This is a genomic window from Gilvirhabdus luticola (genome assembly GCF_040117515.1).
Lineage (GTDB): Bacteria > Bacteroidota > Bacteroidia > Flavobacteriales > Flavobacteriaceae > Gilvirhabdus > Gilvirhabdus luticola.
Window position 1 is genome coordinate 211,156 of sequence record NZ_JBEEEN010000003.1, and the last position, 15,533, is coordinate 226,688.

The window sequence follows — 15,533 nt, forward strand, 5'->3', positions numbered from 1 at the left end:
TATTCGACAAGATACATTATATCAACGACGATAAAATAGTGATTCTGCTTACCTTTACCATATAATTATTAATCCTCTCTCAAAAATGATAAACAGGGTCGAAAAGTTAAGTCTCCTTTCAGAGATGATATCCTTTGCCAAAGGAGAAGACAACTTAAAACAAATTGAGTATAATTTTTTATTGGGTGTAGCCAAGCAACTAGAAATATCTCGTGAAGATTTTGATTATTTGATTGAGCATCCTGTAACATATACACATTTAAAGTCTCACAGCGAAAGAATTGTGCAGTTTCATAGATTGGTTTTGCTAATGAATATTGACAATGAAAATACTCCTAAAGAAGTTATTAAATTGTATAACTTTGGATTGAGAATGGGATTAAGTCATGAATCTATTACCAAAGTACTTTATTTAATGGAAAGCTTTCCAAATAAAATAGTTCCACCAGATGTGTTGATAGATATATTCAAAACACAATACAATTAGACTTTTAATTTTTCTAATTTTTCTTTATAATTTTTAATTTCATCTCTCAATTTGGCAGCTATTATAAAATCTAAAGCTTTAGCTGCAAGTTCCATTTCTTTACGTTTGTCTCTAATTTTCTTTTCTAATTCAGATTTAGAAAGATATTCGCTTTCTGGTTCAGCTGCTTTCTGTGCTTCTAATTCATAGTAATAGCTACTTACTGAATTTTTTGATAATGCGTTATTTAAACTCTTATTTAAGGCTTGTGGTGTGATATTGTTTGCTGTATTGTAAGCTATTTGCTTTTCTCTTCTATAATTGGTCTCATCAATTGTTTTTTGCATACTGTTAGTAATTTTATCAGCATACATAATGGCTTTGCCATTTAAGTGTCTGGCAGCTCTTCCTACGGTTTGAGTTAAAGAACGTGCAGATCGTAAGAAGCCTTCTTTATCAGCATCTAAAATTGCAACCAATGACACTTCGGGTAAATCTAAACCTTCACGCAATAGATTCACACCAACCAAAACATCGAACAATCCTTTACGAAGATCTTGCATAATCTCAACGCGTTCCAATGTATCAACATCGCTGTGAATGTATCTACATCTCACTTGAATTCTTGTAAGATACTTTGTTAGTTCTTCTGCCATTCTTTTGGTAAGCGTTGTTACAAGTGTTCGTTCATCTTTTTCAACGCGTTGTTGAATTTCTTCAATTAAATCGTCTATTTGATTTAAACTTGGTCTGACTTCAATTTCTGGATCAAGCAAACCTGTTGGCCTGATGACTTGTTCAACATATATACCATCTGTTTTCTGAAGCTCATAATCGGCTGGAGTTGCACTCACATAAATTACTTGGTTTTGAAGCGCTTCAAATTCTTCAAATTTTAATGGTCTGTTATCCATAGCTGCAGGAAGTCTGAAACCGTATTCAACCAAGTTTTCTTTTCTGCTTCTATCTCCACCATACATGGCGTGGACTTGCGAAATGGTTACATGGCTCTCATCAACAACCATTAGAAAATCATCTGGGAAATAATCTAGTAAGCAAAATGGACGAGTTCCAGCTTCTCTACCATCAAGATAACGTGAGTAATTTTCAATACCAGAACAATAGCCTAATTCACGAATCATTTCTAGATCAAATTCTGTGCGCTCTTTTAAACGTTTTGCTTCGAGATGTTTACCTATTTCTTTAAAGTAATCATGTTGTTTGACCAAATCATCTTGAATGAGTTTTATAGCATTCTGTAAAATGTCTGGAGAAGTCACAAACATATTAGCCGGATAAATATTAAGTCTATCATACTTTTCTATAACTTCATTGGTTTGAATATTAAAAGCTTCAATGTCTTCAATTTCATCTCCAAAAAAATGAATGCGAAAAGCATTATCTGCATAACTAGGAAAAACATCAACGGTATCACCTTTTATTCTAAAGTTACCATGATTGAATTCACCTTCGGTTCTGGAATACAAACTTTGGACTAATTGATGTAATAATTTGGTTCTAGAAATAGTTTGATCTCTTTTTAAAGTAATCACATTTTTCTGAAATTCAACAGGATTACCTATACCATATAAACAAGAGACAGAAGCAACAACAATAATGTCTCTACGACCTGAAAGTAAGGAAGAAGTTGTACTCAATCTCATTTTTTCAATCTCTTCGTTTATAGATAAATCTTTTTCTATATAAACACCTGAAACAGGAATATAGGCTTCAGGTTGGTAGTAATCATAATAGGACACAAAATATTCTACCGCATTATTAGGAAAAAATTGCTTGAACTCCGAATATAACTGTGCAGCCAAAGTTTTGTTATGAGCTAATACTAGCGTTGGCCTTTCAACTGTTTGAATAACATTAGCAACTGTAAATGTTTTACCAGAACCAGTTACACCAAGTAAGGTTTGATATTTTTCTTCAGAATTAATACCATCAACCAGTTGTTGTATAGCTTCAGGTTGGTCACCCGTTGGTTTAAAGTCTGATTCTATTTTGAATTTCATCAATTATCTTTTTAAGGCAAAATGTCCACGATATTCTTTCCCATCTGGGAATAAGACCACATACCAATAATCATCTGTTGGTAATACATCTCCATTAAAAGTACCATTCCAGCCATCGCCGGACGACCTAATTTCTTTTAGCAATTTACCAAATCGATCATATATGTTTACAACAAGATTAGAATTAAATTGAGTATTTGCCCCAAGTGGTTGCCAAGTATCTTGATACGAATCTCCATTTGGTGTAAAAAATTTTGGGAAACCTAAAACCGATACCAATTGCTCAACAGTTCCACAACCATTTTTGTCTCTTACATAAACAGTATGGAAACCTGCGTTAACATTATTAAATGTGTTGGTATCTTGAAATAGGCCATGATCTAAAGAGTAATGATAGTTACCTTCTCCAGAAACACTTACTGTAATTGAATTATTTGGTGTCAATTCCTGTACAGAAACATTGGTAATCGTGGCCAAATTTGAACGGTTTACTGTAATATTTCTTGATTGAGAGCAACCACTGGAATATGTAGCAGTAACAGTATAAGTACCGACTTCATTAACATTAATTGAGGCAGTAGTTTCACTTAACAATGAATTATCTAAAAACCATTGGTATATATAATTTGAAGGAGAATCGTTTAAAATTCCTGCCTCAAGTGTAATTAAGTCAGGATAAGAATTTAAACAATAAATTATACTTTCATCTGGAAACAGTTCTGGTGTAAAAATCACATTCAATTCAACCGTTGTAATCGCATAGCATTGATTATTATCTAGAACTTTCACATAAATAGTTTGAATATATGGACTATTGTTAATGTAACTACCATCGATTGCATTGGTCTCATTAAATGCATCTTCTTCAGTTTCAAAGAAAAAAATACTAGCTGTTGGCGGAACGTTGGGTTGTACCTGCATTCTTAAATCATTCAAATCAAAAATTGAAAACCCATCATTTTCACCTTCGTCACAAACATTAAATGGTTGAATATTTAAGGTATTGTTTGAGATATCTAAAGTGGTTTCTACAACATCAAAACAACCATACTGGTTTTCTACTCTTGCAAAAACAACTTCTTGAGGTATCGAATTTTGATATGATGTACCATTTGCAATTGGATTTACATTTTGAACAGCGTCGTTTTGAGAATTAAAAAAGTTTGCAATATAATAATCAGGATAAGTATTAACGATTTCTTGTTCTGCAATAAATAGATTGTATGTTGTCAAGCCGTCCATATCTTCATCACATTCTATAAGTGTTATTGGATTAATGTTAATTGGTTGACTGTATTCAATAGTTATTTCTCCTGTGGCAATACAATTGTTTTGTAATGTAATTTCTACGCTATAAGTGCCTGGAGTATTAACAGGATACGTAGCATTTGTTTCACCAATTATCAAGATATTGTCTCTAAACCATTGGTAAGTATTATTTCCTGACATTGTTGCGTCTAATGTTAGTGTTTCGTTTGGACACAACGGATTGTTTGTAGAAAGTAATCTGCTGTTACCTAGATCCTTTCCTAAAGTAAAACTTCCTCCTTCTAAAAATACAGCAGAGTCATAACGATAATTTTGTTCATCTGCTATTACAAGTTTTACATGGTAGGTTTCATTTGGAATTACATTTGCAACTGCTGTTAGAACGGCTGTTTGACCATTAAAATTTATGGGGGCATTAGCACCGTTCCAACTTCCAAAATATTGTTCATTTTGAGCAGGACATCCATTTGGAATATCAGGGTGAACTGTTGTGACTTTAACCGCTTCAGGAGGTTGTGTATTAGGTACAACAGCTATGTTGGTATATTCCTGCTCATTTATATGTCTAATTAAAAATGCAAAAGAGTCTGAATATATACAGGTGTTAGGGTTGTTTTCCTGATATTCTTCTGAAGCAAAAATATATCTGAAATTAATTTGATCTGCAATAGTTGAAAATTCAAATTCTAAAACTGTTGCATTATGTGTATCAGTTTCATTTAAAATAGTTTCTAGATCATTATCTCCATTCCAATTTGGCGCATCGTCATCACTTAATGTAGTGTTTGGACCTTCTACATTTTGTAAGCGACCAGTACTTAAAACCACACCATTTTGAAAAGGGAATATAGTACCAGAAGCATCAAAATAACCATAGCTTTCATCCGTACCATTAAAATTTCCGCCTAAAACATTTGTAAAATTGGAATTGGGTACACAAGTGCTATTTAACAAAACTAGTTCTATGAGTTCTTGTGGAGTATATGTTTGGCTATCAACCGAAACATATTGAGAATAACAAAGCGATGATAATAAAAGTGATATAATTAAAAAGAATTGCTTCATTTATCTTTATTGGAAAGCAAAGATAAATAATATACTATTTTATTGACCGAAATTTGAATGTTTTAACGCTTCAAGGCAAAGTGTCCCTTGACGTCAAACTCTGATGTGCCTCTTTTTACTTGTGCCACAAACCAATAATCATCTGAAGGCATATATTTTCCATTAAACATTCCGTTCCAACCTTCAGAAGTATGGGTTAGCGTTTTAAGTAGTTTTCCATATCTGTCATAAATATAAACCATAGTTCCTGGCAATTGGTCTATACCCGCAATGTGCCAACTATCAAAATACCCATCATTATTTGGTGTCACAAATTTTGGTGCATCAATGACGACCACTTCTTGAGATACATCTCTACAACCAAATAAATCCCTTACAGTAACAATATGAGGGCCTAAAGAAACATTGTTAAATACATTTGAAGTTTGCTCTAAACCATTGTCAAGGATAAAAACGTAATCACCAATACCACTAACGCTGATAGTAATACTATTTGGATCTGCAAAATCAACAGTAGTTGTAAATTCAATATTAGCTTCTTCAGATTCTCTAGCAGAGAAAGATCTTGTAGCATTACAACCTAAAGCAGTATTTACGGTAACCCAATAATCTCCAACATCTTCTAAACCCAATGCTATTTCTGATGATGTTTCTCCAGTAGACCATAAATATGTATATCCAATATTGCCAGTGTCTGCACTTACAATTAGTGGCAAATCATTTCTACAAATAGCTACAACATCATTAATGTTTATAACAGGTAATGGATTAACAATAGTCATGAATTGAGTTGTATCGAAACAGCCTGTTGCATTGTTTACAATTCTTGCAAATATTATTTCTCCGTCAGAAGAAGAATGTGAATTGTTTAAACTATTTGTACCATTTTCTGCATTGTCAAATGAATCATAATAGGAAATAGTAAAATTACTTGGATCTTGACTTCCAATAATTTGTGAGTCTTGAACAGACAAATCAAAAGCTAAGAAACCATCATAATCATCATCACAGGCTATCAGGTCTTGAGGAGAATTTGCTATAGGATTTTGATTAATTTGTAATATAAAGGACGTTACTATTGGACATCCTGTTTGTGCATCAATTATTCTTGCATAAATTGTATGATTTGAAGCTGTATAGTTAAATGTAGAACCCAAAGGATTAGTATAGGTTTCAGCTTCGCTTTGAGAATTATGATAACTTATAATTACATCATTAACATTATTAACTAGTAGATTATTGATGTGAGATAAGTCATACGTATCAGTGTCATTATCGCATGTGTCAACGGTTCCAATATTGTTAACACTTGGTGGAACATTAACTATGAGATCCAAAGGGATTGCAGAATAACATTGTGTAACCGTATTAGTAACTTTAATATAAACAGTTTGAGGATTACTCAAATTAGAGTAATTGTTTGCATTGGCTATTGCATTTGCATTTAATTCCAGATCTGTCAAGCTTTCAAAATATTGAATTGTTAAATCATTCTGTCTTATATCTAAAATTTGGAAGTCAGCCATTGTTAAGTCAAAATTTACTATACTATCATAATCAATATCACATTGTTCAAAAGGTTCTGCAAGTGTTACACTAGGAGCAGGGATAATATTAATCCCAAATTCTTCAATGATTACACATGTGGAAGCACTATTTTCAATTCTAACATAAATCTGTTGTGGATTTTCTGTATTAGTAAACAGAAATGATTGCTGATTAATATTTTCTTCTGCATCCTGTAAGCTTACATGAAATGAAATATTTAAAGGATTTGCAATACCTTGGGAAATTTCGGCAACTTTCTCATTAAAATCAAATTCACTAATCCCATCGTTGCTAATATCATCACAAACCAGGTAGGATGTTGGCGGATTATATTCTGGATTTGCAGCCACTTGAATAGTAAATGAAGAGGTTCCATAACAATTAATGTCTGAAATATTTTCTACTCTTACATAAATAGTTTGTGGGCTAGATGTATTTTGATAAAATGAATTTTTGTCTATTTCATTTGTTGCATTATCAGCATCTATTTGAGTTTCATAGTATGATACAACTTTATCTGTTTGGCCATTTAAAATCTCTAAATCTTTGTCAACTAATAGAAAATCTGCAATTTGGTCATTGTCATCTTCACAAAGCTGAAAAGACGTAATGTTTGGAAAATTTGGAAGTGTATTAACCAGTATATCAAACGATACTATAGCATAGCACCCTGTCATAGTTGTCTCAACACGAGTGAAAATGGTTTGAGAATTTGCATTATAAGCTGTTGTGCCAGTAATGGAGTTTGTGTTGTTAATAGCATCATCATTATCTGTGAAAAAAGAAATATCTAAACCTGTTGAATCTGAAACTATTTCTGGAATTTTTGAATCTAGATTTATTACAGAAAATCCGTCTTGATCAGAATCGCAGATAATAATATTTGAAGGTTGACTCACCGTTGCTGTTGGTAATACATTAACTTCAAAAGAATTTACGGTAAAGCAACCAGTATCAACATTTTCTATTCTGGCAAATATAGTTTCAGGATTTGAAACATTCGTATAAAATTGTGGAAGTTGATTAACACCAGTTTCTGCATCAGCTTGTGTTGTAAAATATCTAACACCAAAATTAGGATTTCCCGAAGTCACGATTGGATCAAATGAATCCAAGTCAATTGAAGTAAACCCGTCTTCATCAGTATCACAATAATCAATAGGATTAACAGGATTAAAGAGCAGAACAGGATTTACATATAGTGTAATTTCAGATTCTTCTGTACAATTACCATCTCCTAAACTGATGTATAATGTTTGTGGACTTGTAGCCGTATATGGATTGGAAGCATCTATTTCATTAGTGCCATTGTTTAGGTCAGCTTGAGTTTCATAAAATGAAATATTCACATTTGGAATACCATTGGTTATTACATTAGCTATAGCAGTCAAACTAAAATCTTCTATGCCATCGTTGCCTTCATCGTCACATAAAGCAAAATTTTGAATTGCCGTAGCAGTCAACAGCATATTGGTGTGAACTTCTATAGGCATAATAGCTGGACAGCCATTATTATTATCTTCAACCCTAATATAAAGAACTTGCTCTTCAGGATCTATATTCTGATAATTATTTGCATTGGGAATTGCATTGCTGCCAGATTGCGCGTCGGCTAGATTTAAATGAAACGTTGTTGTAACATTAGACAATCCTTGTAAAATTCCTGAAATTACTGATGTAAGATCAAAAGTTGCGAAGCCGTCATAATCTTGGTCACAAGCATCAATATATACAGGATCTCGGTTAATTATTGGACTATCAATTATTGTTAGATCTAATGTAGTTGTTCTAGCACAACCTGTTTGTGTGTCTGTTACTCTTACAAAAAGTTGGTCATTTGGTGTATTAATATTATAATAAGGAGATAAAATTGAATTTACTCCATTGTCTGCATCTGCTTGTGTAAAATGATAAGTAACATTTAAATTACTTTGGCCAGATGTAATTTCATTATCTTTTGAAGTTAAGTCAAAACCAGTATAGCCGTCCGCCACTTCATCTTCACATATAACTAAAGTTGTTGGAGCTGTAACATTTGGAAGCGCATTTACCACTAAATCAAAGGTGGCATAAGCAAGACAACCTGTGTTTGTGTCTTCTATTCTAACAAAAATAGATTGTGGATTTGACGAATTTGAAATAGAACTATTTATACTATTTACATTATTTCTAGCATCACTATCTGAATAATGATATGAAAAGTTATAGCTTCCAGAAGGAACAGAAGCCATAACCTCTGCATCCATATTTGTTAAATCAAACTGTTCAATGCCGTCACTACCATTGTCACATAATTCATAATTAGAAATAGGATTGGCACTTTGTTCAGAATCTATAGTAACATTAACTTCATCATCAATAATACAATTAGAATTATTTAAAGGAAGAGTAATTTCCAATCTATAAGTACCACTTTGGCTGGCATTTATTGTTGGGTTTGTTTGTCCGCTTATTAATGAATTATTGAAATACCATTGATAACTCGCTTGTGGATTTTGTATGTCACCGTCTAAAGGGACAGAACCAGCACAAGTTGTTATATCTTCACCTAAATCAAGATTAGTAAAAGAACTTGCTTCAATAAACACAGCAGAATCTAAAGTATAATCAGATTTGTCTGCAATGATAAGTTTGATATGATATTGTACATAAGGTGTTGTATTATAATTTGCTGTCAATACTGTGGTTCTACCATTATAATTTGTGTCACCTAAATTATAACCATCAAAATATTGTTCATTTTCAGCAAGACATACTCCAAAGATTTCATCATGAATAGTATTAGAGCCAACTTCATCTGATGTTCCTGGGACTAACGCAATATTGTTATAAACTGTGCTGGCGGTTGGCCTAATTAAAAAAACAAAACCGTCAGCATATTGATCTTGACAAGGCCAAATGTTTGAATATTCTTCAGAAGCGAATATATAATTAAATTGAACTTGGCTTGATACGGATATAAAATCAAATTCAATTGAAGTAGCGTTTAGAGTATTGGTTATTCCTAGAGCAGTTTCTATATCTGGATCTGTTCCCCAACCAGCGGTACCTTCACTTAAGTCTGTTGTATTTAAACTGTTACCTCCTGAATTTGCATTACCTGTAGAAATAACAATACCACTTTCTAGAGGAAAGTTTGAACTTCCTCTGTTGAAACTTGCATAACTTGGATTTCCATTGCTAATACCATTAACAGTAGTAGAAATGTTTGAAATTTCAACACAACCATCAACCAAATAATCTTCAATTAATGTTTGTAAGGGTACAGAATTATCTACAGAAATTTGCTGGGAAAAAGCGAATTTACTTATAAAAAAAAGTATAAGTATATATGAATAAGTAGGTTTCATATCATGTAGGCCGTTCAGTTCACTGTTTTTACTTTGGGTAAATTGACAATGCAATCCTTATTAACAGGGAGAAAAATAGTGTAATTTTAGACAAAACGCAAAAAAAATCCGATAAAATGCACTTTTTGACTTTTATTAGTTTATAATTTGATTATCGTTTTAATGAAAAATGATTTTTGAAGATACGGCCATCTTGTAGTTCTACAGCAAACCAATAGTCGTTATTTGGGAGTAGTTCGCCATTAAACTTCCCGTCCCAACCTTTGCTAGTTGGGCTTAATTGCTTGACCAATTTGCCATAACGATTATATATGTAGATAATGGTATTTGGCTGAAAAATATCAGAAACACCATACACTTGCCAAGTATCATTAATACCATCGTTGTTTGGGGTGAAATATTTTGGGAAGCCAATGACTGAAACCAAATCTTGTATAATACCACAGTTGTTTTCAACATCTCTTATGTTTACCGTATATATTCCTGGTTTTACATTTTCAAAAATATTACTAGGTTGGTAGTTAGTGTATATGGTTCCATCACTGTTGAATAAAGCATAATCATATTGTCCTTCACCTGATGCTAATACAGTTATTATATTATTTTGAGAGGCGTCAATAACATTAATGGATTCTACGGAAGCAATATTAGCAGCTTCAACAATAATTCTTTTTTCTTTAAAGCATCCATTGGCGTTCCCAACATTAACCGTATAAATTCCGGGCTCGTTTATTTGAATTGCATATGATGTCTCATCGGTTGACCAATTGTAAGTATAATTATTTGCATCTATATTTAAAATATCTGGTTTAAGAGTAATGGTTTGAGGATAATTGTTTAAGCAATAATAGGTTATCAATTCGCTTTCTACTTCCGGTAACTTTTCAACAGTTAGTTTTAATTCGCTTATGCCATAACAATTATTAGCATTTTCAGCTCGAGAAAATATTGTATCTGAATATGGAGTTTTATTAACATAAGTTGCCTCAAGTTTGCTAGTTTCTAGCAAGGCATCTTCGTAGGTTTGATAATAAGATATATCTAATCCTGATGGTAAACCATCAATTAAAGAAGCAGTTGCATCATTTAAAACAAAACGAGAAATCCCATCTTCTACACCATCATCATCACATGCAATAAGTTCGGAATTTTGAGAGTTGGTTAAACTTACATCTAAAGTAATTTGTCCTAAACTAAAACAGCCAGTCAATTCATTTGTAACTCGCAAATAAAGTATTTCAGGATTGGAAATATTGCTATAGCTATTTGGGTTAATAGAATTCACATTATTTTCAGCATCTGAAGAATTTGTATAAAATTGTATATTCATATCCGTAACGTCGCTAACTATGTTTTTATAGGCTTGTTTTAAATTGAAAAGAGTAAGACCATCTTCTATACCATCTTGGTCACATTGTAACAACGTGATATTATTAATAATCGGATTTTCCTGAAAGGTTACAAATGCTTGTCCTTCAATAGCACACTCTCCATTATTTGGTTCTATGAATAATTGATAATGACCACTTTGTGTAATTATAAGATCAAAATCATTTTCTGGTAAGATATTCTGTTCAAAAGTCCACGTATATGTGGCGCCTGGTATATTTTCGCCCTTTAAAATATATCTGTCACCTTCACAGAGCACTAGGTTTGCTGTTTCAAATCCATTGCGAATAATGTCAATTGGAGTATTGATTGGTAATTGAACATATTGCGGCAATCCTTGAGCAGACAAATTAGGAGTTAAATTTATGCCGTTATGAACATAATTACAGGCTTCTCCTGGTTCGTTGGGATTATTAATAACTCCTAAATATGGTAATCCTATTGCATAAGCAGTACATAAAGCTCTATAAATTTTTCCATCAGGACCAAGTTGCAAAGCTCCTCGATAAAGTTGTCTTTCATCTATTTTGTATTCAGTACTTTCAATATCTGAAGCTGTAATATCATATTGAAAAAGAGCTGCAAAGTGATTTTCCGGATTATAATCATCGTTTTCTGTCCCCGATACTTTATAATCGTTATAAGTATTTACATATAAAAATTGACTATTTTGAGAAAACTCTACCCCATAGGGTCTATCATTTGAAGAATCAACAAACAACTGTTGCTGGTTAGTAACTATACCAGTAAATGAGTTAAAATTAAAGAGATATAGAGCATCTCTTTGTACACTTGCACTTACCATTTTTTTGCCATCAGGTGAAAACTTTAAATAGCCTCTGGCATCTGTAATTGGATTGTTAAAGGTAAATTGAGATTTTACAGATACTGGGTTCACACCAGCACTACTTACTTCAAATGCATGATAAGTGTCATAACTATCTACAACATCTCCATTCAAAGAAGCCATAGTTACTACCCAAATAGATTTTGTAATACAATCTTTGAAAACTGCACTTAATTTTTCAGTGCTGGAAGACAGAAGGTTTATATTTTTATTAGTGACAGCGCCTAAACCTCCATCTAAAGTCATATCAACAATAGAATAATTTAACCCAAAATTTGTGTTATTCAGGTTATTATCTACTGTAAAAACATAGTAGATAGTATCATCTTCTGGCTTCGGCACTATTATGGCTGATTGCGAGCTTGATGGGTCGCCAAGTAAACCAGAACCATTAAGCATAACATTGTGATTACTATTTCTTATAATTCTTCCGTCAGTATAGAACAATAAATTTCCATATTCATCCGAAAATGAAGTGCAACCTTCAAATGTATGCAATTGACCATCATCAATTGAGCCAGATGTATTAAGCGCAATATCAAATTTTATTCCAGCACCGTACCCAAAATACCAATTACTAGCTTCGTTTTGAGAGAAGAGGATTGTGTTTAACAACAGTATTGCTAAAAGGCAGTATATCTTTTTCATAGCAAGCGCAGAGATATACTATCAAATATACTACAAATATTAGTATTCAATAAATTTCTAATTATTATTCAGACCCTAAAATAAAGTATAAAAATTTAACCGTTCTTTTGACTATTGTCAACAATAATGACGAAGATGCATTTTGAATATTAAAATTGAGATTTTAAAACCTATCTTTTTAGTGAGAAATGATTTTTGAAGATACGACCGTCTTGTAATGTTACAGCAAACCAATAGTCATTATTTGGAAGTGGTTCTCCATTAAAATTCCCGTCCCAACCTTTGCTAGTTGGACTCAATTGCTTGACAAGTTTTCCATAACGGTCATAAATATATATTATAGTTTTTGGTTGAAAAATATCAGAAACACCATACACTTGCCAAGTATCATTAATACCATCGTTGTTTGGTGTAAAATATTTTGGAAATCCTATTATCGAGACCAAATCTTGGGTAATACCACAATTGTTTTCAACATCTCTTATGTTTACTGTATAAATCCCTGGTTTAATGTTTTCAAACGTATTACTTTCTTGATAATTGGCATATAAACTATTGTCACTATTATCTATTAGCGCATATTCATATTGTCCTTCACCAGAAACAAATACGCGTATAATGTTGTTTTTGGTTGCGTCTTCAATTCTGATGGATTCTACGGTAGCAATATTAGCAGCTTCAACAATAATTCTTTTTTCTTTAAAGCATCCATTGGCGTTTCCAACATTAACCGAATAAATTCCAGGTTCATTTATTTGAATTGCATAGCTTGTTTCACCTGTAGACCAATCGTATGTATAATTATTAACGTTTGCAGTTAATATATCTGGATCGAGTGTTATAGTTTGTGGAAAAAAATTCAAGCAATAATAATTTAAAGATTCTCTATCTACTTCTGGAAGTTTTTGCACTGTAAGTTTTAATTCGCTAATACCATAACAATTATTTGCATTTTCAACCCGAGCATAAATTGTTTCAGAATATGGTATTCTATTAGCATAAGTTGAACCCAATTTACTAGTTTCCAGTAATGCATTTTCATAAGTTTGATAATAAGATATATCTAATCCTGTGGGTAAACCATCAATTACAGAAATAGTTGCATCATTTAAAGTAAATCGATAAATACCATCCTCAATCCCATCATCATCACATGCAATAAGTTCGGTATTTTTAGAGTTAGTTAAACTTACGTCTAGAGTAACTTGGCCCAAACTAAAACAACCAGTTAAAGCATTTGTAACTCGTATATAAAGTATTTCAGGATTGGTAATGTTGCCATAGCTATTAGGATTAATAGAATTCATATTATTTTCAGCGTCTGAAGAATTTGCATAAAATTGTGTGATCATATTAGGGAGTCCACCTACTATATTTTCACCGGCTTGTTTTAAATTAAACAGAGTATGACCATCTTCTGTACCATCTTCGTCACATTGTAAAAAAGTGATATCATGAATGGTAGGATTTTCCTGAAACGCTACGAAAGCTTGCCCTTCAATTACACACTCTCCATTATTTGGCTCAATGAATAATTGATAATGTCCACTTTCGGTTATTTCTAAATCAAAATCATTTTCTGGTAAGATATTCTGATCCACAGTCCAAGTATATATTGCACCTGGAATTTCTTCACCAGTAAGAGTATAACTTTCACCTTCACAAAGAGCAAGGCTTGCAGTTTCAGATCCATTGCGAATGATGTCAATTTGCGTATTGAATAAGGACTGAATAAATGGAGGTAATCCTTGAGCCGATGAATTTGGTGCTAAATTTATACCATTATGAGAATAATTACATGCAATTCCTGCTTCATTAGGATTGTTTATAACTCCCAAATACGGCAAACCTTGTTCATAAGTTGCGCTTAAAGCTCTATATATTTTTCCATCAGGACCTAATTGCAAAGCTCCACGATAAAGTTGTCTTTCATCTATTTTATATTCTGAACTTTCAATATTTGGAGCTGTAACATCATATTGAAAAAGAGCAGCAAAGTGATTTTCTGGATTAAGAAAGTCATCACTATTTGGCCCTCCTTGTGATCTAAAATCATTATATGAGTTAACGTATAAGTACTGGCTATTTTGTGAAAATTCTACACCATATGGTCTGTCGTGAATAGAATTAACAAACAATTGCTGCTGGTTTGTAACCACGCCAGTAAATGAGTCGAAGTTATAAATATATAAAGCATCTCTTTGTACACTTGCGCTTACCATTTTTTTTCCATCTGGAGAGAGCTTCAAATAACCTCTGGCATCTGTAATTGGATCATTAAAAGTAAATTGAGATTTTACTGATACATGGTTTACACCAGCACTGCTTACCTCAAATGCATGATAAGTATCATAACTATCTACAGCATCTCCATTAAATGAGGCCATAGTTATTACCCAAATAGATTTTGTTATACAATCTTTTAAAACTGCACTTAATTTTTCAGTACAAAGAGGAAGTAAGTTAATATTTTTATCAGTAACGGCCCCTAAACCTCCATCTAAAGTCATATCAACAATAGAATAATTTAGCCCAAAATTTGTGTTGTTCAGGTTATTATCTACTGTAAAAACATAATAAACTGTATCGTCACCAGGTTTTGGTACTATTATAGCCGATTGAGAACTTGATGCATCACCAAGTAAACCTGTACCATTGACCATAACATTATGATTACGGTTTCGTACTACTCTTCCGTCAGTATAAAACAGTAAGTTTCCTAAAGCATCCGATATTGATGTACACCCTTCAAAGGTATGTAATTGACCGTCATCAACAGAGATAGCAGTATTTAGTGCAATATCAAATTTTATTCCTGCGCCGTACCCAAAATACCAATTACTAGCTTCGTTTTGAGAGAAGAGGTTTGTGTTTAACAACAGTATTGCTAAAAGGCAGTATATCTTTTTCATAGCAAGCGCAGAGATATA

The 15,533-nt window shown here is 32.5% G+C and carries 6 protein-coding genes; 1 reads left to right on the forward strand and 5 read right to left on the reverse strand.

What is annotated here, in order from left to right; all coding sequences use genetic code 11:
- The first annotated feature begins 85 nt into the window (after positions 1-85).
- Positions 86-487: a TerB family tellurite resistance protein gene (locus tag AAFP94_RS07990; RefSeq protein WP_316662038.1), complete on the forward strand. Its 402-nt coding sequence runs from the start codon at positions 86-88 to the stop codon at positions 485-487.
- Here AAFP94_RS07990 and uvrB read toward each other — a convergent pair.
- The 5 genes from uvrB to AAFP94_RS08015 form a co-directional block, all read right to left on the reverse strand.
- On the reverse strand, positions 484-2,487 hold the full coding sequence (gene uvrB, locus AAFP94_RS07995) for an excinuclease ABC subunit UvrB (protein ID WP_316662040.1): 2,004 nt from the start codon (positions 2,485-2,487) through the stop codon (positions 484-486). The two genes, AAFP94_RS07990 and uvrB, sit on opposite strands and share 4 nt — an antisense overlap.
- Before the next feature lie 3 nt (positions 2,488-2,490).
- Positions 2,491-4,821 (reverse strand): choice-of-anchor L domain-containing protein, encoded by a 2,331-nt coding sequence (locus AAFP94_RS08000; protein WP_316662042.1) that lies wholly within the window; start codon positions 4,819-4,821, stop codon positions 2,491-2,493.
- 62 nt (positions 4,822-4,883) lie between these two features.
- Positions 4,884-9,719 carry a choice-of-anchor L domain-containing protein gene (locus AAFP94_RS08005; protein ID WP_316662043.1) on the reverse strand — a complete coding sequence of 1,612 codons (4,836 nt, stop codon included), beginning with the start codon at positions 9,717-9,719 and terminating at the stop codon, positions 4,884-4,886.
- 151 nt (positions 9,720-9,870) lie between these two features.
- A complete protein-coding gene (locus tag AAFP94_RS08010) occupies positions 9,871-12,603 on the reverse strand; it encodes a T9SS type B sorting domain-containing protein (protein WP_316662044.1) in 2,733 nt (910 codons plus the stop codon).
- A gap of 170 nt (positions 12,604-12,773) precedes the next feature.
- On the reverse strand, positions 12,774-15,515 hold the full coding sequence (locus AAFP94_RS08015; protein ID WP_316662045.1) for a T9SS type B sorting domain-containing protein: 2,742 nt from the start codon (positions 15,513-15,515) through the stop codon (positions 12,774-12,776).
- Positions 15,516-15,533 lie beyond the last annotated feature (18 nt).

Excerpts from the sequence above, each read along its gene's own strand:
- uvrB (WP_316662040.1), bottom strand. The coding sequence starts at position 2,487 with ATGAAATTCAAAATAGAATCAGACTTTAAACCAACGGGTGACCAACCT.
- AAFP94_RS07990 (WP_316662038.1), top strand. The coding sequence starts at position 86 with ATGATAAACAGGGTCGAAAAGTTAAGTCTCCTTTCAGAGATGATATCC.
- AAFP94_RS08010 (WP_316662044.1), bottom strand. The coding sequence starts at position 12,603 with ATGAAAAAGATATACTGCCTTTTAGCAATACTGTTGTTAAACACAATC.
- AAFP94_RS08005 (WP_316662043.1), bottom strand. The coding sequence starts at position 9,719 with ATGAAACCTACTTATTCATATATACTTATACTTTTTTTTATAAGTAAA.
- AAFP94_RS08000 (WP_316662042.1), bottom strand. The coding sequence starts at position 4,821 with ATGAAGCAATTCTTTTTAATTATATCACTTTTATTATCATCGCTTTGT.
- AAFP94_RS08015 (WP_316662045.1), bottom strand. The coding sequence starts at position 15,515 with ATGAAAAAGATATACTGCCTTTTAGCAATACTGTTGTTAAACACAAAC.